Source organism: Chitinophaga sp. (genome assembly GCF_039596155.1).
In the GTDB taxonomy this organism is placed as follows: domain Bacteria; phylum Bacteroidota; class Bacteroidia; order Chitinophagales; family Chitinophagaceae; genus Chitinophaga.
Genome location: NZ_JBCNKF010000001.1, coordinates 333233 through 354065 on the forward strand (window position 1 = coordinate 333233; position 20833 = coordinate 354065).

Here is a 20833-nt window from a genome sequence, read left to right on the forward strand (position 1 = left end):
TTAATGAATGGATTTAGAAATATAGTATCCGGAATTCTTTTATTGCTCGTCTCAGGCTTTAGCTCGGTAATCGCACAAACGACCACCACCGTTAAAGGGCTTATTACAGATAGCCGCACCGGGGCCCCCTTACCTTTTGTCAACGTCTTTATTCCAGGCACTAGTATAGGTACTGGAACGGATGCAGATGGTAAATACCAGCTGGATGTTTCTATCACCAGGGATAGCATTCGTTTTGCTTATATGGGATATAAGAGTGTCACCAGGAAGATCAATCCTGGTGTAGTTCAAACCATTAATATTCAACTGGAAAGTACTGCAAAAACACTCAACGAGTTCGTTGTTAAAAAGAAAAAAGAGCGTTATCGTAACAAGGATAACCCAGCTGTGGAGCTGATCCGCCTCGTGATTGAGAACAGGGATAAAAACCGGATGACGCACTACGACTATGCGCAATACAACCAGTACGAAAAACTGGAATTCGCACTGAGTAACCTCTCTGAAAAGATTAGCAGCGGGCGACTGACCCGCAAGTATAAATTCATTTTTGAGAACCAGGATACCACCAAGTTCGCCGGCAAATCTATTCTGCCGATCTACCTGGAGGAAAAACTGGCCGATGTATACTATCGCCGCGATCCGGAGAAGAAGAAGACAATCGTGACAGGCGAGAAGAAAGTAAGCTTCGAGAACTTCATTGATAACAGGGGCCTTAGCCAATACCTGAACCACATCTATCAGGACGTGGATATCTATGATAATCAGATGATGCTGTTCACCAACCAGTTCCTGAGCCCGATAGCTAACTCTGCGCCTACTTTTTATAAGTTCTATATCGCTGATACCATCGTAGCACCAGATAGCACCAAGCTGATTAAACTGGAATTCTATCCACGTAACAAGAGCGACCTGTTGCTGGAAGGGGAGCTGTTTATCACCCTGGATGGCAACTATGCTGTTCAGAAAGCAGATATGACGGCAAACAAGGATATCAACCTGAACTGGGTAAGAGATTTCCACCTGTACTTTGACTTTGAAAAAACTGCAGACGGCCGCTACTATACCAACAAGCAAACGTTGATGGCCGATTTCGGGATCTTTAAAGGAAGTAGCGGGATCTATGGTGAACGTACTGTATCCATCAAGGATATGACCATCAATCAACCCAAACCGGCAGAGTTTTACAACGGTGCCTCCGTGGTGGAAAATGAGAAAACAGTGCAGCATGGAGACGACTTCTGGGTGCAGAACAGACACGATTCCCTGTCAGCAGCAGAATCAAAAGTATATTCCAATATTGATAGCCTGCAACATATGAAATCCTTCAAGCGTACAGCTGACATCCTCACGCTGGTGCTGGCTGGTTACAAGCAGGCAGGTCCTTATTTTGAAATAGGCCCCGTTAATACATTCTATAGCTTCAACCCGGTTGAAGGTTTCCGCCCCCGTCTTGGTGGCAGGACCACGCCCAGACTGAGTAATAGCCTGTATTTTGAAGGTTATGGTGCCTACGGTTTAAAGGATGAGAAGTGGAAGTATTACTTCGGTGGTGCTTACGCCTTTAACCATAAGTCTATTTACGACTGGCCGGTAGTAGCCCTGAAGGCCAACTATCAGCACGAAACCAAGATTCCTGGTCAGGAATTGCAGTTCGTACAGGAAGATAACTTCCTGCTGTCATTCAAGCGTGGTAACAACGATAAGTGGCTGTATAATAAGATCTTTAACCTGACCTTCATTCAGGAGTTCACCAACCACTTCAGTTATCAGGTAGGATTCAAACATTGGATCCAGACACCTGCAGGTAGTCTGGCATATTATAAAGGATCAGAACCGAATACACCTGTTACTGACCTGACTACGGCCGAATTTAGTACTGAACTTCGCTGGGCACCCAACGAAAAGTTCTACCAGGGTAAGAGCTTCCGTATTCCGCTGCCGAACAGGTATCCGATCTTTACCCTGAGGGGTATTGCAGGTGTAAAAGGTATTGCCAACAGCCAGTACAACTATCAGAACCTCAGCCTGAACATTTACAAGATGTGTTACCTGGGAGTACTGGGATATAGCGAGGTAGTACTGGAAGGCAGCAACATTTTCGGTAGTCACCTGCCTTATCCGTTGTTGTCAATCCACAGAGCGAACCAGACATATGCTTATCAGCTGGAGAGTTACAACCTCATGAACTTCCTGGAGTTTGTGAGTGATCACTATATAGGATTAAACATTGACCATAACTTTAATGGGTTTATCTTTAACAAAATTCCGCTCTTTAAGAAATTGAAATGGCGTGAAGTGCTTGCTGGAAAAATCTTATATGGGGGCTTACGTTCGGAAAATAATCCTGCGAACAATCCTGATCTGATTCAGTTTTCAAAATATACTGACGGTTCATCATTTACATACACACTGGGCAGAGAGCCTTATATAGAGGGTAGTGTGGGCATTTCTAACATTTTTAAACTGGTGCGTGTTGACCTCGTAAGAAGGTTTACTTACCTGAATAATCCTGGAGTTGCCAACTGGGGTATCAGAACACGTGTACGGTTCGATTTTTAACAGCGAGGTTAAAAAGTCTGAGTATGAAAAAGTCATTGAGAGACAAGTTACAACAACTGATCTATCTGATTATCAATCCAATAGTGAAAGGGTTGATCAAGATAGGCTTTACACCGAATATAGTGACCCTGGTAGGGTTTCTGCTGAACATTGGGGTAGTGATTATCTTTGTGACCGGTGTGCAGAAAGGTAACAGGGGAGACCTGTCGTATGTGGGATGGGCGGGTGCATTGACCCTCTTTGCAGGTCTGTTTGACATGCTCGACGGGCAGGTGGCCAGACTGGGTAACATGGGTTCCAGGTTTGGTGCGTTCTTCGATTCCGTACTGGACAGGTATAGCGAGATGGTGTTATTCCTGGGGATCTGTTATTACCTGGTAGGGCATCATTACTTCCTGAGTTCAATGGCAGCATTTGTTGCCATGATCGGTTCTATGATGGTGAGTTATACCCGTGCAAGAGCTGAAGGGCTGGGCATTGAGTGTAAAGGCGGATTAATGCAGCGGCCGGAGCGTATTGTTGTAATCTCAGTATCTGCGATCGCCTGTGGCGTAACGGCTCACTTTATCGGGGGTGATTACAAACTGTTTGTACCCGGTATTCCTTTTCATATTTTTGAAACCATTTCTATCTTTACATTCCCGCTGTTTATCATGGCTGTGATGACAAACATTACTGCGATCGGAAGAATGCGCGATGCGAAGATAGCGTTGGATAAGCAGGACCAGGTGACGAGAGTGATCAGAGGTGCGGCTACCACCGTAAAAGCTTTACTGGTAGCAGCAGTGGTTATCCTGCCTACCATGGCTTTCACTTCAGGTGAGCCTAACTTCCCGGTTCCCAATGTACCACGGCAGTTATTCTATATTCAGCGTACGCCAAACAGCAATACGATTGTATACGACCTGAATATAAAAGATGGTCAACTGGATACTGAAGAGCCGGTGAATGTTTACTGGATCCGTTATGCAGATGGTGGAGAAAAGAAGCCGCTGAACTTTATACAACGTAAATTTGCCTACGGAATTAAGGTAAAGGACCTGGGACAGGGAAAATATGAATTACATTCCGTAGCTTATGCGAAAAAAGACCTGTACCTGATGAAGCCTACCGGACAATCCGATTACCATGTATATGCTAAGATCGGAAATGCTATGGCTGTGCTGGACCGTATTTACATAGAGATCGATGGAGGTACATTCTGGCATCCAAACGTACTGTACATCGAGCTGAAAGGTAAGGATATGGCTACCGGCAAAGAGGTAAGGGAACAAATCAAACCTTAACGCAATAGAAACCACCACACATAATAGAATAGAGTGATGAAAAAGCAATATGTTTCCAATTCAACAGAGTCGGTACCCATGTTTAAGAATGGGCTTATGGAGGCATTATCCAAGGTACATTTTAGTGTGCCCCTGATCCTGTATATTCCCGTGATCAGTTATGTATGTTATTATGGACTGACCCATACCGACGCAAGCGTACCAGTGTTGCTGTTGTCAGCATTGGCTGGTCTGTTCTTCTGGACACTGACCGAGTATGTGTTACACAGATTTGTATTTCACTTTGTGCCTAAATCCAAATGGGGACTGAGGCTGCATTTTATATTTCACGGTGTACATCACGATTATCCAAATGATGCGCTGAGACTGGTGTTGCCACCTTCAGTAAGCATTCCGCTGGCAATCGGCTTTTTCTTCCTGTTTAAAGCGATCATACCTGTGACTTACCTCTATGGTTTCTTTGCCGGCTTCATGGCGGGATATCTGTTTTATGATATTTCCCATTATGCATTACATCATCTGAATTTTAAAAATGCCTTCTGGAAGAAACTGAAGAAACACCATATGAAACACCACTATCAGAATGCCGACAAAGGTTATGGTGTAAGTTCTGCTATCTGGGATAAGGTGTTCGGATCAGATTTTCCTCATAAAGAAGAACATCAATAAGGGAAGTGGAAGCGAATAGTAAGACACGATTTGGACGAAAAGATATCATATTTACTACACTTGCAAGTATAGCCTACCTGTTACTTTCTGCCCTCCTGGTTGGCTTCAAAACCGACCAGGTGTGGCTGATTGCCATTTTTAACGGTTGTTATTATGGTTCCTGGATCAGTCGTAGGTTCATTATAGCCTTTTCCATTTTTTTAGTTTACTGGATCTTATTCGACTATATGAAAGCCTTTCCGAACTTCATGTTCTTCAAGGTGCATATAGCCGATATTTATGAGTTCGAGAAACACCTGTTTGGCATTCATGAAGGAAGTAAAATACTTACTCCCAATGAATATTGGTTGACGCATTCTCAGTCATGGATCGATGTAATCACAGGGATCTTTTACCTGTGCTGGGTACCGGTACCACTCATGTTTGCCGTGTACCTGTTTTTCACAGACAGGTTAGCATTACTACATTTTGCTGCTACGTTCTTTTTTGTCAACCTGCTGGGATTTGTGATTTACTATACATTTCCTGCTGCGCCACCCTGGTATGTGCAATTACATGGATTTGAGTTTATTCCAGGCACACCGGGCAACACAGCAGGATTGGCCCGCTTTGACGCTTTCTTTCACGCGGATATTTTCCACTCTATTTATAGCAAAGGCTCAAACGTTTTTGCAGCAATGCCTTCCCTGCATTCTGCTTATCCACTGATTGTGCTGTACTATTCCAGGCACCATGTAAACCGGTTTTTCCAGGTTGTATTTGCAACCGTAACACTAGGGATCTGGTTTGCTGCGGTATACCTGAGTCACCATTATGTAGTTGATGTACTGGCGGGTATTACTACAGCTGTCGTTGGCATTTTCATTTACAGGAAATACCTGATGAAAGCACGCTTCTATGACAGGGGGATACAGTGGTTATACAGTTTCGTACGCGGGTAATTTGCGCAGCAACTCATCTACTTCATTACCATATTTACGGTTAAAATAGTAGCGCTTGGCGGTAAGGAGCATGTCTCTCGCCGCCGCGATATTCTTTTGTTTGGTATACAGGATGCCCAGATTTCTGTAGGCGTAAGCATTGCCTTTGTTATATTGTAGTGATCTGTACATCAGTTCTTCTGCCTGTACAGGATGCCCGAGACGCATAAGCACATAGCCTTTATTGTTATACGCAAATGCGCATGCTTCGTCGTAAGCAATGGCCTGATCAAAATACGAAATAGCTTCTACATACAATTGCATATGAATGCAGGTGAACCCAAGACTATTCAGTAACTCAGACGATCCCGGGTTGAGTGAAAGTGCATAATCATAGAGTTGCAGCGCACGATGATGATTGCCCATTTCGCTATAGCAATGTGCGACCTCGGCAATCACGCCTGTATGTGCACTATGCTTCTCCAATACTTTCTCATAGTAGGGAAGTGCCTGTACAAAATTTCGCTCAGCTCTGAAAGATACGCCCATCAGCCAGATGGTATTTACATGCGCCGGATCAATGTGCAGGATGTGCTGGCACAGTATACGGCACTTTTTCCCTTCATTGTATTGCAGACAGGATTGTGCTTCCCGAAAGTATTTTTCAACGATTTGTTTCTTCTTTTTAGCACTGTACAGCCAGTGGAGAACAGGATAATACCGGGCTGATAATGGGAGCCTGATGCTGGGGCTGTGCAGGGGAATATCTTCCTGTATATTTCTTTCCGCTTTCAGGATGTCTATATACGAGGCATAAACAATTCCTAAAGATTGCAATTTATACTGACAGCGGTTTTCTATCGTTAAAATTGAAAGAATGATGTGGTGTGGACCTAAGTGCTTGTCTGCTAGTCGTTTCTGATAGAAGACGGCATTTTCCAGCATCCGTTCTGCTTCCGCAGTGAGGGGGAGTGTCTCCTTGTTAGGTTTTTCCTCGCCTTTTTCCCAGGAAAGGGTTTTGAGCCAGAAGATCATTTTTTCGCGGTCGGAGGTATCGATCGCAATATCGCTGGTGCAGGTTTCAAGGATACCTAGAAGGAGCAATTGACTATCAATGTAATAGAGATTCCGTTCCAGAGAAAACTTTCTGGCATAGGCAAACACGGCTGATAATTCATAGGACGGCGCAAGCATTCATTCAACTTTGAGTACATATCAAATTTAAAATAAATGAGCCATATTACGAACCGCTTTATAATTGCAGCAAACCGTACTTATATAAGGTATTAATTGGCTTATTGTCCCAGAACAATTCAAAGTCTTCCAGCCCGGCAGCAGTATAGTTGTCCATCACTTCCTTCAGCGTATACGTCCTGTTATTGCGTACAGATAACTGTTCCAGCATACCTGCCAGCCACTGGCCTTTGTCCGGCTCTATGCTGATCGTATGTTTTTCCTTCCTGCTCTGGAAAGTCAGGAGCGCAACTTCCCAGGTAGCCCCTTTTTTTGATTTGGTAATCGTTTCTACAGCTGGTGTTCTGCCCAGCCATACTATTTTGGCGGTTGGTTTAGCGGCAGACATTTCACCTTCTTCCAGCGACTTTACAATGTAATCGGGTGCAACTCTTGTCTTGGGTACTTTGAACTCAAACCATTTCTGCAACGGATCATTCAGGCAAATGCCATGCATGTAGTTCAGCAGGGATTTTTTCAAACCATAACTAAAGGCCTCGTGTTCTGCACCCGATTCGTCGATATGTACAATATCGTTATTGGCAAAAGAGCCGATTATATCGCTTTCTTTTTTTACACTGAATTTCTCTGGCTCCAGGCCTACAGGACTATGGGCTGTCATCGTAAACTGGTGCCAGAAAGCTGACTGTAAGATGCCCGCCTGGAACATCTGCCGCACCATTTCCAGTGAGTCGATGGTTTCCTGTGCAGTTTGCGTAGGAAAGCCGTACATGAGATAAGCATGGACCATCACGCCTGCTTCAGTAAAATGTTTATTTACCTGTGCTACCTGCGCAACGGTGATACCCTTCTGAATAAGTGCCAGCAATCTGTCAGAAGCGACCTCTAATCCCCCTGAAACGGCGATTAAACCACTTTCTTTGAGTAGTTGACATAGATCCCGGGTAAAGCTTTTCTCAAAGCGGATATTTGTCCACCAGCTTACATTCATTTTCCTTTTGATGATCTCCAGTGCCAGTGCACGCATCAGTGCGGGCGGTGCCGCTTCATCTACAAAGTGAAAACCGTTTTGCCCCGTCTGTGCTATGATCTCTTCCATACGGTCACACAGCAGTGAGGCTGCAATAGGTTCATACACACGAATATAATCAAGCGAAATATCGCAGAAGGTACATTTACCCCAATAGCAGCCATGTGCCATGGTGAGCTTGTTCCAGCGGCCATCGCTCCACATGCGGTGCATGGGATTGACGACTTCAATTGCCGAAATGTATTGGTCTAACAGGAAGTCGCTGTAATCCGGCGTACCTACCTGAGATTGTTTGTAGTCCTTACAGCTGGCGTTGTTAATATACGTGACCTTGTCATCAACCAGCGTGAAAGTGCGTTTCAGCTCACTACCCGGTGTACCATTGATATGTGCAATGAGTTGCTCGATAGGCGCCTCGCCATCATCGAGTGAGACGAAGTCGTAAAATTCAAATACCCTTGGATCGGAGAGAGAACGAAGTTCTGTATTGGCAAAGCCACCACCCATTGCCACCTTTACCTGCGGGTAGTGCTGTTTAACCCATTGTCCACAACGAAGACTGGTATAAAGGTTGCCGGGGAACGGAACCGAAATGGCTACCAGTTGTGGTTGTTCCCTTTCCATATGTTTGCTGAGCAGATCGATCAGGATGTGATCGATATAGGTATATTCCTGTTGGAGGGTGGTGTAGAGCTCGTCGAAACTGTTAGCCGATCGGCCCAGTTTTTCAGCATAGCGGCTAAAGCCAAAGTGTTCATCCACGCACTCCATGATAATATCGGAAAGGTCTTCAAGGTAAAGGGTTGCCAGGTGTTTGGCTTTATCCTGATTCCCCATAGAGCCAAATGCCCAGTCGAGATCTTCGAGTTGTGAGAAACGGCCGGCTTCCGGAAGGAAATCCCTTTTGCAGATCCGATGGGCGAGTGTAGGATTTTTACCTTGCAGAAAGGCGATCACTTCATCAATCGTCGTGATGTAGTCGTCCTGCAGGGCAATGATGCGGCTGATATTTTCTGCATGCGCCACTTCCAGCTGGTTGATATGCGCAAAGAGCTTCTCCAGACCTTGTTTGGAAAATAAGGCAAGGGTAACTTCTATGCCAAGGTCAGCCTGAAAGGAGGAGATCCCCTTTGTGTTTAGGAAGCCTTTCAGATAAGCTGTGGCCGGATAGGGCGTGTTCAGCTGTGTGAAAGGAGGTGTAATCAGAAAAACAGCACTCATTTGAGTGCGAAATTAGGGAAACCCTGGGAAAAAACGCTGCTACCAGCAGATAGCAGCGTTTGAATGGCTTATTGCAATGCCCTGAAAACCGTATTTGTATAGGAAGAATCTACATTTCCTGCGAACACCATAATACCAGCTTTCACCCCGGAAGAAGGTAACCATTGCGCAGCTGCCACCGCATTGCTCAGTGAATTGTAAGATTTTGCCACGCCGATCATCGTCCTGGAACCTCCAATTACATTGGCCCAACGGTTAAACCTGGTGGTGTTATTCTGGAAGTAACCCATGTCTTCTACAAAATTCATGTACCTGGCCACCGAAGTATCCTGACCAATGGCATAGCCGGCAGCAGGCGTACTATAAATAGCGGCGGTATACACCGTTGTAGCAGGACTGGAAGATAGCGGACCAAAGTATTTACCAAATTCCTTTACCAGGTTTTTGAAATTGGCGTTGGCTGGCGTACTTCCCATATGTTCTACGTCAAGCGCAATACCGTCTAGGTGGAGGGAATCAACTACCATTCTTTTTACAAAGGCGGCAAACTGTGTATAACTCAATCCTGTACCATTGTAAGTGGTAAACGGCGTCGTTGTATTCCATGAATTCGCGTCGTCAATATTGTACAATACTTTCACGCCCCTGGCCTGTAAAATATGAACATGATCCATGATAGACTTGTAGGAATGATAGTTAGGGTTCACCGTTAGAATGTAACTACTGCTGCTGCCATAATGTGTTGAGTCGGCAATTTCGTACGGTGTTCCTTCAAAGAGTACAACTACGTTCGCTTCGTTGGCAAAATTTGTAAGTGGAAGCAGGTTAGGAGTAGCATCGTACGCGTAGTAGGCTACTTTAAAGTGAGTGGGTAGTGAAGATGTTACGACAGCTTCGGTGTCCGGCTTTTTTACGGGTTCTGCGTCTTTCTTACAGGCAACAACGGCTACCGACAGTGCTACTGCATAGAATAATTGTTTCATAAAAGAAGTGATTTGGGTTTTTAACGTGGTGTGCGGTGCGATAGCAAGGTAGGGGATTCTGCGAAGAAAAATTTCACAGAACTAGATAGGACAAAAAATAAAGCCCGCCCTTATACATGAACGGGCTTTAATAAAATATCAGCAATAAATCATCTTTCTCTAAAGAGCTTACTGGTTATCTACCTGCGCTTCAATACTAGCCTGTATGGTGGTAGATACTGCAGAAAGCAGGTCATACCCCGTAGCCGCTTCGATCGCATCTACACTGGTGCGGTAGCTTTTCCAGTCACTGCCAATGGAGTTATTATTCGGCGTATTAATGGCAATTACTCTGGTAGATGTGGTGATACGACTTAAGTCACTGTTACCATTTGAAAGCACAACCACTACTTTCCACACATTGCTTGGCACAGTTACATTCCCGCCGTCGATGGTAGATGCCGCGCCATTACTACCGGTACCGCCCGTACCATAGCTACCCATGATGATGTAGCACTCGTTACCGGCGCTTACAAGCGATCTGACATAAGACTCAAAACCTTCCCACGTCACCTGGTTATTATTCGGTGCCTGCGGAATCATGTTTGTCATCAGGAAAGTGGAGGAGTTAGCCGAAACAGAAGCTGTTCTGTCGCCGGAAGGGCAGTTATGCCCGCGGTCAAAACCACTGCCTGAATAGCTTGTACCACCTACCTCGTACCAACCGGAAGGCAGGTCGGTATTATTCCGGAAATCATTCTGACGGGAAGCACTGCCGATGTCAGCACTGTTCAGGTGCCAGCTTACCCAGTTAGGTGTACCTCTTACACTGTTGTAAGATTCGATGTAATAAGTAGCATCGTACAGGTAGTTAGTCGTGAACACTGAGCTGGCTACAGCACCACTCGGATTACCCAACAGCAGGTGGCTGTTATCGCCGGTAGTACCACCAGTACCACCACCACCGGTAGAAGTGCCAGTTGTAACAACGATATCATCGATGTTGATGCGGTTGCTACCTCCGGATATTTTACGGATGGAGAGACGGTAACTTCCCGTAACGGCCACTGTAAAAGTAGCAGTAGACAGGGTGGAGGAAGAACTGGTAACGGTACTGCCTACCTGTGAATACGAGCTACCATTGTCGGTAGAGATCCAGAGTTGCCATGTACTGCTGCCATCAGTGCCAAATGCAGCGTGTGCAATGGTAATAGTGGTAGCGCCGCCGGTAGCATCAAAGTTCATATTGAGGGTACCGGTGTTGCGGATGCGAACGGACTTAGAACCGTTCTTAGCATCAGTGGAGAGATCGCCAAGAAGTGCATCCGTCAGGCTCCAGCTACCGCTGCTAAGCGTAACGTTGCCTGCTGCATAGGAGGTTTTAGTACCTGACTCGAAAGATTCGCTTAACGTAGTGGTCGTAGCTGCGGTCGTAGCAGCCACCGTTTTTTCCTTGTTAGCGATAGGTGCAGGAGCTTGGTCTTTCTGACAGGATGCGACAATAAGTGCTGCTGCTATAATGTATAGCAGCCTGGACGACAGATGGGCTTTCATGCGTTGGGTTTTTATAAGGGTTTTTCTAAAGTGGAAATTTACGTTATTTAACGGGCAGGCGGTGTTGAGCAGCAGGTTATTATTTTGTTACTAAAAAAGCCGGTTTATTTAAAAACCGGCGCATAATCTCTTGCAAAGGAGGCAAAATCTCCCGGAGGACGTCCGGTTACATCTTCAATCACTGTGCTCACCAGCGCGGCTTCTCCTCTGGCATAATGTGCATAATCTTCCAGCAACCCATCTGCCTGCCACTCCGGAAAGCCAGCCTGTATCAATCCAGGTCGCATCGCCTGTGCGGGTACATCTACAAAGGAAATAGATTGCCCGGTAGCTGCAGATAAATATTGTGCCATCTGCGCATGTGTAATGGCAGCAGGACCGGTCAGATCATAGATCTTATTTTCATGCCCGGGTTGGGACAGTGCAATCGTTGCTACAGCTGCAATATCCCTGACGTCCACTGCACTGATAGCAGCATCGCCGATCGCAGCATAAAACTGCCGGGTATGTTTGATAAGGTCGGCAAAGCCCAATAATCCCTGCATAAATAAGTTAGGCCTTAAGAATGTGTAGGCTATTCCGGATTGTATTATCTTTTCTTCGATCGCTGCATGGTATCTCATAAAGCGTAAAGGTGAGTTTTTCGCTGCTGCAAATTGAGATAGTTTTACAATGTGCTTTACACCGGCTGCTACAGCTGCATCTACAAAGTTACTTTGTAATTGTTCTGCTTCTTCACTTGAATGGGTCAATAGAAATGCCTTTTCTACACCCTCTAATGCTTTTATAAGACTCTTTTTATCCCCCAGATCTCCGATAACGGTTGTTGCACCCTCGATATGTTTGGGTGTTCTTACCAATGCACGAAATGGAATGCCCTGTGCCGCCAGTTGCTTTGTGAGTTCAGTACCGAAATTGCCGGTTGCGCCTGTAATTAAGATCATAATGTTTGTATTTTTATAACTCAAAATTCGACCTTTGGCCGGAGACGGTATTGTAAGAAAACGAAATTTCAGGGTGGAATTTAACAGCTTCACGGAGAAAGGGGAAAGAGGAATTTTCAACATCATGTACCTTCAATACTATGAGTAAGATCCTAATCACACTATTATGCTTTTACAGCACTATTGTATATGGGCAACGGTACGATTTCTCCGCTGTCGATAAATTCATCGAGGACCATGCCTCCGCATACGACGATGGTGTTGCTGTATTGGTGACCCAGCACGGAAAGGTAATCTATAAGAAGGAACTGGACTTACGTGTAGATGATAAAAGACTGGTCGCCTCCTGTTCCAAATGGTTATCTGGTGCAGTGATCATGTCATTGGTTGATGAAGGGAAATTGTCACTGACAGATACGATTGGTAAATTTCTCCCCATCTTTACACAATACCATAAAGGGAATATTACCATTCGCCAGCTCTTTTCGCATACAAGTGGTTTTCCCGGTAACAGTCCGAACCACTATGAATCCAGTGCATTCATGACACTTGCATCAGCGGTAGATTCTATTGCTGTCAATACAGCACTCATTCACGCCCCCGGTGAAAAATTCAACTATGGTGGAGTAAGCATGCAGATTGCAGGTAGAATTGCTGAAATAGTATCCGGTAAATCCTGGCAGGAATTGTTCAACGAAAAAATAGGAAAACCCTGTGATATGAAAGCGAATTATATTATCATGAGTTTTCGCAATCCTATGATCGCGGGTGGTGTGAGAACCTCTGCTACCGATTACATGCATTTCCTGGAAATGATTGTGAACAAAGGTGTATATAATAATAAAAGAGTCCTAAGCGAAGGTGCCGTCAACACTATGCTGCAGGACCAGACCAACGGCGCTGAAATAGAAAATACTCCCTATCCCCGAAATCCGTTTTCACCTCAACCAGATAAACCCGTTCGGTATGGTATCGGTAACTGGATTGATGTAGTTACTCCTGATGGAAAAGTGCTGGAAACAAGCAGCCCAGGTGCTTTTGGTACCCATCCCTGGCAGGATGAAGTACATCACGTAGCCGGTATTATCTTTACCAGAACAGAATTAAAAAAGAGTTCACTCGTAAGTTTACAGATCCGCCAGATGATCAGAGACATCCTGAACAGCAAGCCTTAACAATTTCTTAATATTAAAGCTGTTTCTTTGCCATCAGTATGCGTATCATCTTATTGTGCTTATTATTGGCAGTGAACAGTGCTTTTGCACAGGAGGTAGATCAATCGGAACAGACTACGCTCGAATTTCCCGACTCCGCCTTTTCGAAATTAAAGGAAGTATACAGTAAATCTATTGAAGAAAAAGATCATGTCACTACCGGCGTGTCACTTCAAAAGATGGGTAATATCTGTTATTACCTGGGCAATTATCCACAGGCACTGGAGTATCATCTCAAAGCTGACAGAATATTCCGTGAACAAAACCGGAAAGACCTGCTTGCTGCCAATCTGAATGATATGGGGATCTTATATTATTATAACAGGCAGATCCCGCTTGCCCGTAAACAATATGATGAGGCCTTATCAATATATAAGCAAAGCGGAAACAGGGAAGGGCTTGCGGTAACTTACGGCAAGATTGGACACTTATATGAAAAAAGCGCTAAATACGACAGCGCTTTTGCTTACCAGCGTAAGGCTTTATCGCAATACAGCAGTCTTGCGATAAAACAGGGGATGGCTAAGATCTACGAGAACATAGGCAGTATCTACGAAGACCTCTCAAGTTTTGACTCTGCATATTATTACTATAGTCATGCATACGATCTCTATGAACAGGAGCACCAAAGTGTAGCCAGCATAGAAGTGTTAAATAACCTGGGAGACATTTTCCGTAAAACCGGCCGATACAATGAAGCCCTCTCCCGTACCCGGCAGGCACTCATACTGGCAGAAAAGACAAATGACCTCTACGAAAAAGGCGCCGCTTACAGGGACTTAGGCAAGACCTATGCGCTGATGCAGCAAAAAGACAGTGCTTACCTGTATGCAGAACTCTCCCGCAAAGCCACTATCGATATTTACTCCCTGGAAAATAACCGGCAAACCGCCTTTCTCAGTGTATTGTTTGATATTAATAAAAAAGATGCTGAGATCATCGGACTGGAACATACCAGAGACATACATATTATAGTGACCATCGCCACCGTTGTAGTCATTATCTTATTATTGGTATTAGGAAGGGTGGTCCTCAGCCGCCAGCGGTTAATGCATGCTACACAGCAGAAACTGATGCAGACTGCACTGGAAAATAAAGAACTACAGGAGGATAAACTGAGACAGGAACTGGAGATAAAAGGAAAAGAACTGGCATCCAATACCCTTCATATGATCCAGAAAAACCAGTTACTGGAAGAGCTGAAAGGGAAACTGGAAGTAATGGCCCGGGATGATAAAAGGGACCAGAAAAAACAGATCCAGCAGGTACTCCAACAGATCAATGTAAGCTTTAATCACGACGAGTATTGGAATGAGTTCAGAGATGTTTTTGAACAGATCCACCAGGATTTCTTTGCAAACCTCCGGAAGAAAAAAGAAGACCTCAGTTATAATGATGTGCGCTTAGCTGCCCTGATCAAGTTAAATATGAACTCAAAAGATATGGCCACCTTGCTGGCAATATCCCAGGATAGTTTGCGGGTATCGCGCTATAGGTTGCGTAAAAAATTGGGTTTGGATGAGGGAGAAAGTCTCTCTGCTTTTATTCACTCGTTGTAACAAAACAGGTGCTGTGGAAGGCAAATACAATCGCACAATACCACCGCCTTGTTACGGTAACAATTTGTTAATGTACAATGTGGTGATTGGTTTTCAATGACTTAAAGTGTGTTGTTGCTGTCTTGTATACGCTCCTGTTCACGCTGTTACATTTTGTTTACGCCTGTTTTTGGGTTTCGAAACGCACATTTTTCAACTTGCAGCAGCTTTTTAAAACTGCTACAATGAAGCGACAATTCTTTCTTTTTATCATGCTGATTGTTGGGACACTTTCAGCCTTTTCTCAAAAGATCAACATGACCGGTCTGGTCGTTGATCAACTTTCCGGCGACCCTTTATCAGGTGCCAGCATCACCATCGAAGCCGGAGGAAAACAACAATCTGTAGTTTCTGGCCTGAATGGCGCTTTCATTTTTAGAAACCTCCCTGAAGGTTCTTACCCCGTACATGTAAAATATGTAGGATATAAACATTTCTCCGGTACTATTTCAGCCGGTGCACCGCTCCGGATATCCCTGGAAAGAGAAGAACGCGCCCTTCATGCTGTAGACGTATCCGGTAAACATGATAAAACAACTGCCGCCTCCGCTATGCAGGCCGACAGAAGAGCCAACGTAGTGATGAACTCCATTGCTGCCAGAACAATTGAAATCTCTCCTGACCTCTCCGTTGCAAACGTTTCTCAGCGTATTTCCGGCGTTTCCCTTGAAAGAAGTACAAATGGTGAAGGACAGTATCCGATCATCAGAGGGATGGACAAACGTTACATTTACACCCTTGTAAATGGTATCAAGATCCCCAGCCCGGACAATAAGAACCGTTATGTACCACTGGATATCTTCCCTGCTGACCTCCTGGACAGACTGGAAGTGATCAAGTCGCTCACACCTGACAGGGAAGGTGATGCCATCGGTGGTGCGATTAATATGGTGATGAAAGATGCGCCTGATCAACTGACCATCCGTGCTAATGCTGCTGTAGGCTATGCCGATAAATTTGCCCATCAGGACTTTACCACCTTCGATCACAGCGCAAGCCTCGATCGCTCGCCAAGAGCTACCAATGGTGCCGGTTATCAGGCTACTATGAAGGACTTCCCTAACAGTGCCTTCACTTACAATACGAAACAAAATCCGATCAATACCCTTTTCAACCTGTCTGCAGGTGGTCGTGTGTGGAAAGATAAACTGGGTATCATCGTAGCCGGGAGCTACCTGAATAACTACAGGAATGTAAATTCTGTATTCTTCGATACTGAAACAGATATGAACAATGGCGACGCGAAAGTAACCAGCATCGAAGCCAGGAATTATTCTATTCAACAGCAACGTAGCGGCCTGCATACCAAATTTGACCTCAAACTGAACGATAAGAACCAGGTCAAATTGTATGTAGCTTATATGAACCTGGCTAAGAACGAATTCAGAAGTAAATCTGACACCAACCTGATCCTGGGTCGTACCGGCGAAGGTACAGGTCGTATCAGTAACAGTTACAGAACTTACCACGATGTACAGCAGATCTTTAATACTACCCTGAGTGGTAACCACGAGATCGCCCCTCATTTGCACATGGACTGGTCTGCCGTGTATAGCAAAGCATCTGACAACAGACCTGACGAAGCTACCCTGAGCCTCACTACCGGCGTAAGCAAAGATGCAACCACCGGTGCACTGGTACAGGCTCCGCTCTACCTGGATGGTACTTCTACCCGCGAGTTCACCCGTAACTCAGATCAGGATAAAGCAGGTTACCTGAACTTCACATATAAAACAGCGATCGCAGAGGCCAAAGTTGACTGGTCTGTAGGTGGTATGTACCGCAACAAAACCAGAACCAGTACGTATGATGCATACACCCTGCGTCCTACCGATCCAAGCACGCAGACTTACAACGGTAATATCAATAATAACAACTTCACCGTATTCAATGGTGAAGGTACTTCTACCAACGCACTCAACTACGACGCTACTGAGAACGTAGGTGCCGGTTATGCCATGGCAAAGATCAGCTGGCGCAAGCTGGAACTGACTGGTGGTGCCCGTTATGAGCACACTGACCTGAGCTGGAACAGTGCAGTACCTAAAACCGTTTCCGGTAAAACCGGTTCTATTAATTATTACGATGTGTTACCCAGCGGTTTGTTGAAATACACCATCGATAAGCACCAGGCACTTCGCTTATCTTATTATTCTGCTATCAGCCGTCCAAACTTCTACGAAGTGATCCCACATACCGGCGGCGATCCGGATGCTGACTACCAGGAAAGAGGGAACTCTAACCTGAAGAGAACGACTGCTGACAACTTTGACCTCCGCTATGAATATTATCCTCATGGACTGGACCAGTTACTGGCAGGTGTATTCTACAAAAGGTTGAACAATCCGATTGAATATGCCCTGGAAAACGTGGGTACCAACGTATACTATATGCCTGACAACTTCGGTAAGGCCAGCAACTACGGTTTTGAACTGGATGTTACTAAATACCTCCGCAAGTTTGGTGTAAGAGCAAACTACACATATACACATTCTGCAATCACGACTGCAAAGACTTTATACTATAGCACCGGTACAGGTACATCGCAGAAACAGGTAGATCAGACAAGACCATTACAGGGCCAGTCAGCACACGTCGCAAACGTTTCCCTGTTATTCAAGGATGACAACAAACTCGGTCTGAATGCGCAGCTGGCAATGGGATACACCAGCAGAAGGATCAATACTGTATCTCAGTTCCTGGACAATGATATCTGGCAGAAAGGTTTCACACAGATGGACTTCTCAATCGAAAAGAGGTTCTGCAGGCGTTTCGCGGTATATGCAAAGGTGAACAACATCCTGAACACACCTTACGAACTGGAGATCAGGCAGCCTTATACTGCAAGCGGTGTGACCGGTAGTGTACCTCACCAGACACTGGGCAGGAACACATTTGTTCGTAAAGATACCTATGGTGCAAACTACCTGCTGGGAGTAAAATTCAAATTATAAGACCAACAAAATCAGACTACAATGCAAACGAAGAATATACTGCTGTTAGGCTTACTGGGAGTTGCTTTCAGTGCCTGTCATAAAGAAGAATCTGTAAAGGTATCTACAGCCGCTGTCACTGTAGGTCAGACCATTACTTCAGATACTTTGTCCGGCTCTGTAAAAGGAACCCTGGTATCTGGTCACACTTATTATTTCAGCTCTGATATCACGATCAATGCAGGTGATACGCTGTTGATGCAGGAAGGTACTAAACTGATTGCACTGGGTGACGGTAAAACGACCGCAACAAGCCCTCAGATCACGAATAACGGTACCTTCATTAGCCTCGGTACACAAGACAAAAACAACTTCATTACAGTACTGGACAGCCTCCGTACTACCTCACATATCGGTGCCGGTTTCTGGGGAGGCATTCAGTGCGGAGCAAGCAGTGGAGATGTGATCATCAAATGGACACACCTGGAATTTGCCGGTGGTCCTGCTGGCGATGGCGCCGATCCGGCTGTATTTGCTTCCGGTGATCCACGTAACTTTTTGAGCTATACGAATATCAACGGTCATGTGATCGTAGAAGATTCCTGGTTCTATGGTAGCACCGATGATGGGATCCGTATCCTCCACGGCAACATCAGCTTCATGCGTAATACATTTGAAGCATGTGGAAAAGCTGGCGGCGAGTCATTGAACATGAAAGCAGGCACAGTGGGCGATGTAGCGTACAATGTGTCCATCGGTGCTGCAACCAATTCATTCAAGGCTTCTAATAGTGGAGGTGCCACTATTCAGACAAATGTGTATGTATATAACAATACTATCCTGAATGGAGGGATGCGTCAGGTAAAATCTGGCCGTGGCGGTTCTATCAACTTCGAAAAAGGTGCACAGGGTAAGATTTACAATAATATTATCATAAATTGCCGGTTTGGATTGAGAATTACATCAGATGCAGATACAACCGACATTGCGCATAACAACCAGTATTATTATGCGAATGCAAGTTACATGATCAAGCAGTTCAATGCCACTGATGGTGTAGCAAAAGCAGGCAGTGCAGACATTAGCAGTGCAGCAGTAAAAGATAAGAACCCGCTCTTTGGTTCATATGATGTGGATCAGTTTGATTTCTCTACAGTGACGCCTCCACTGGATATCTCAAAAATGCCGTTGACAATCATCACTGCCAACGCTTACAACTGGACACTGCTGCCAGGTTCTCCGGGCCTGAGAAAAGGAGACGCAGATAGCTTCAAAGCGCAGGCGAAAGTAACAACAGGCGGTATCTATGGCGCTACCATTCTTCAACCAGGTGTCGATATGGGTGCTTATCAGTCCGATGGAACAGGCAACCAGCACTATACTACCAGTTTAGCTTCTAAATAATGAGCATGTATAAGATCGTATTCTTTTTATTTTTGAGTGTGACTGCTGCAGGGCAGAATTATACAGGAACAAAAACGCCATATCCATTTAAACAGGCTGATTATACACCGGTGCCCAAAGGATACAGTGCTGTATATGTGAACTATACAGGCCGGCATGGTGCACGGTTTATGACGAAAGCTGGTAGTGATGTAAAACTCCTGGCATTGCTGAATAAATCATCACTAACACCGCTGGGTGATAGTATAAAGGTGATGACGGCACAGTTCCTGGAGATTGAAAAAGATAACTACGAAAATATCAGTTTGCTGGGCGATGCAGAACAGCATGACATAGGAGCACGCTTGCGTAACAGAGAAGCCACCGCTTTCATTGGCCGTGGTGTAACAATTGAAGTAACGCATAAAAAGAGAACCCGGCAGAGTGCAGACGGCTTCCTGAAAGCATTTGCTGATTACAAAGGAAAGAAGGAATTTAAATTAGTACAGGACACAAATGAAAATGTGCTTCGGTTTTATGACCTTTCACCTGCATATAATGCATATAAAGATGGGAAGGTGATCACCATAAGAATAGATTCATTGCTGCAGGATCCTCGTACTAAAGAAATCGCATCGCATGTAAGTAAAAGGATCTTTACCGGGCCGTTAGCTGAAAAGGAACAAGCTGCAGTAACTGAATGGTTATATGACCTCTACAGTATCCAGTTCTCTCTGGTAATGGAAATGCAGAAAGCGAATGTGCAGTTTGATTTCGGAAAGGCTTTTACAAAACCAGAGCTGCAATGGCTGGATAAGGTAAATAGCGCGGCTGATTTCCTGGAGAAGGGTCCAGGCATTGATACGTTGGGGATACAAGCAAGAATAGCGGCTCCTTTATTGCTGGACCTGGTGACTTCAACTGACAACCTGGTAAAAGGAAAGGTAAAGAAAGATGCTTTATTAAGGTTCTCCCATGCAGAAGCAATATCCCCGTTGGCTACACTAATGGGAATCCCCGGGGCCAGTGTACCCGCTGCCAGTATTTTTGATTTTGATAAACACTGGCATGCTGAGGATATCATTCCTTTGAGCGCGAATATCCAGTGGATTATTTATAGTAATGGGAAACAATTTCTTATCAAAGTTCTTTTGAATGAACGGGAAGTAGCCCTGCCGGTAAAAACCAATACTTATCCATATTATAAATGGGAAGATGTGAAAAACTACTACCTGTCCAGGTTGAAAAAGATAGGAGTGAAGCCGGGAGATGATATGCATAAATACTTATTGAACGTACAATAAACATATTCAATTGAATTGCCGGGGCCAGGCCCTCCCAAAAATGCTTCTGCCGAAAGGCAGAA

14 protein-coding genes are annotated in these 20833 nt (G+C 44.9%); 9 read left to right on the forward strand and 5 right to left on the reverse strand.

Annotation, left to right across the window (positions count from 1 at the left end):
* Window positions 1–3: 3 nt before the first annotated feature.
* Genes ABDW33_RS01270 through ABDW33_RS01285 form a run of 4 tightly spaced genes read left to right on the forward strand, consistent with a single transcriptional unit; the run spans window position 4 to window position 5455 of the window.
* A complete protein-coding gene (locus tag ABDW33_RS01270; RefSeq protein WP_343688254.1) occupies window positions 4–2559 on the forward strand; it encodes a DUF5686 family protein in 2556 nt (851 codons plus the stop codon).
* A 23-nt stretch (window positions 2560–2582) separates the two neighbouring features.
* Window positions 2583–3845 carry a DUF4833 domain-containing protein gene (locus ABDW33_RS01275; protein WP_343688255.1) on the forward strand — a complete coding sequence of 421 codons (1263 nt, stop codon included), beginning with the start codon at window positions 2583–2585 and terminating at the stop codon, window positions 3843–3845.
* Between the two features lie 36 nt (window positions 3846–3881).
* Window positions 3882–4514 (forward strand): sterol desaturase family protein, encoded by a 633-nt coding sequence (locus tag ABDW33_RS01280; protein WP_343688256.1) that lies wholly within the window; start codon window positions 3882–3884, stop codon window positions 4512–4514.
* Between the two features lie 5 nt (window positions 4515–4519).
* Complete coding sequence (locus ABDW33_RS01285) at window positions 4520–5455, forward strand: phosphatase PAP2 family protein (RefSeq protein WP_343688257.1); 936 nt, start codon at window positions 4520–4522, stop codon at window positions 5453–5455.
* Here the strand turns inward: ABDW33_RS01285 and ABDW33_RS01290 are convergent.
* From ABDW33_RS01290 to ABDW33_RS01310, 5 genes are all read right to left on the reverse strand, one after another.
* Window positions 5432–6628: a tetratricopeptide repeat protein gene (locus ABDW33_RS01290; protein WP_343688258.1), complete on the reverse strand. Its 1197-nt coding sequence runs from the start codon at window positions 6626–6628 to the stop codon at window positions 5432–5434. The genes ABDW33_RS01285 and ABDW33_RS01290 overlap by 24 nt on opposite strands.
* Before the next feature lie 58 nt (window positions 6629–6686).
* Window positions 6687–8879, reverse strand: coding sequence for a B12-binding domain-containing radical SAM protein (locus ABDW33_RS01295; protein WP_343688259.1), 2193 nt, complete (start codon window positions 8877–8879; stop codon window positions 6687–6689).
* A 68-nt stretch (window positions 8880–8947) separates the two neighbouring features.
* A complete protein-coding gene (locus ABDW33_RS01300; protein ID WP_343688260.1) occupies window positions 8948–9862 on the reverse strand; it encodes a hypothetical protein in 915 nt (304 codons plus the stop codon).
* Between the two features lie 168 nt (window positions 9863–10030).
* The gene (locus ABDW33_RS01305; protein WP_343688261.1) at window positions 10031–11395 is read right to left on the reverse strand and encodes a DNA/RNA non-specific endonuclease; all 1365 of its coding nucleotides are present in this window, start codon (window positions 11393–11395) and stop codon (window positions 10031–10033) included.
* 104 nt (window positions 11396–11499) lie between these two features.
* Window positions 11500–12339 (reverse strand): SDR family oxidoreductase, encoded by an 840-nt coding sequence (locus ABDW33_RS01310; RefSeq protein WP_343688262.1) that lies wholly within the window; start codon window positions 12337–12339, stop codon window positions 11500–11502.
* A gap of 140 nt (window positions 12340–12479) precedes the next feature.
* Here ABDW33_RS01310 and ABDW33_RS01315 point away from each other — a divergent pair, with 140 nt between their 5' ends.
* The 5 genes from ABDW33_RS01315 to ABDW33_RS01335 all read left to right on the forward strand — a co-directional run bounded on the left by ABDW33_RS01315 (window position 12480) and on the right by ABDW33_RS01335 (window position 20771).
* A complete protein-coding gene (locus ABDW33_RS01315; protein ID WP_343688263.1) occupies window positions 12480–13514 on the forward strand; it encodes a serine hydrolase domain-containing protein in 1035 nt (344 codons plus the stop codon).
* A gap of 38 nt (window positions 13515–13552) precedes the next feature.
* On the forward strand, window positions 13553–15112 hold the full coding sequence (locus ABDW33_RS01320) for a tetratricopeptide repeat protein (protein ID WP_343688264.1): 1560 nt from the start codon (window positions 13553–13555) through the stop codon (window positions 15110–15112).
* A 224-nt stretch (window positions 15113–15336) separates the two neighbouring features.
* A complete protein-coding gene (locus tag ABDW33_RS01325) occupies window positions 15337–18105 on the forward strand; it encodes a TonB-dependent receptor (RefSeq protein WP_343688265.1) in 2769 nt (922 codons plus the stop codon).
* A 21-nt stretch (window positions 18106–18126) separates the two neighbouring features.
* Window positions 18127–19488 (forward strand): hypothetical protein, encoded by a 1362-nt coding sequence (locus ABDW33_RS01330; protein ID WP_343688266.1) that lies wholly within the window; start codon window positions 18127–18129, stop codon window positions 19486–19488.
* A gap of 5 nt (window positions 19489–19493) precedes the next feature.
* Entirely contained in the window at window positions 19494–20771 is a 1278-nt protein-coding gene (locus tag ABDW33_RS01335; RefSeq protein WP_343688267.1) for a histidine-type phosphatase, read from the forward strand.
* Window positions 20772–20833 lie beyond the last annotated feature (62 nt).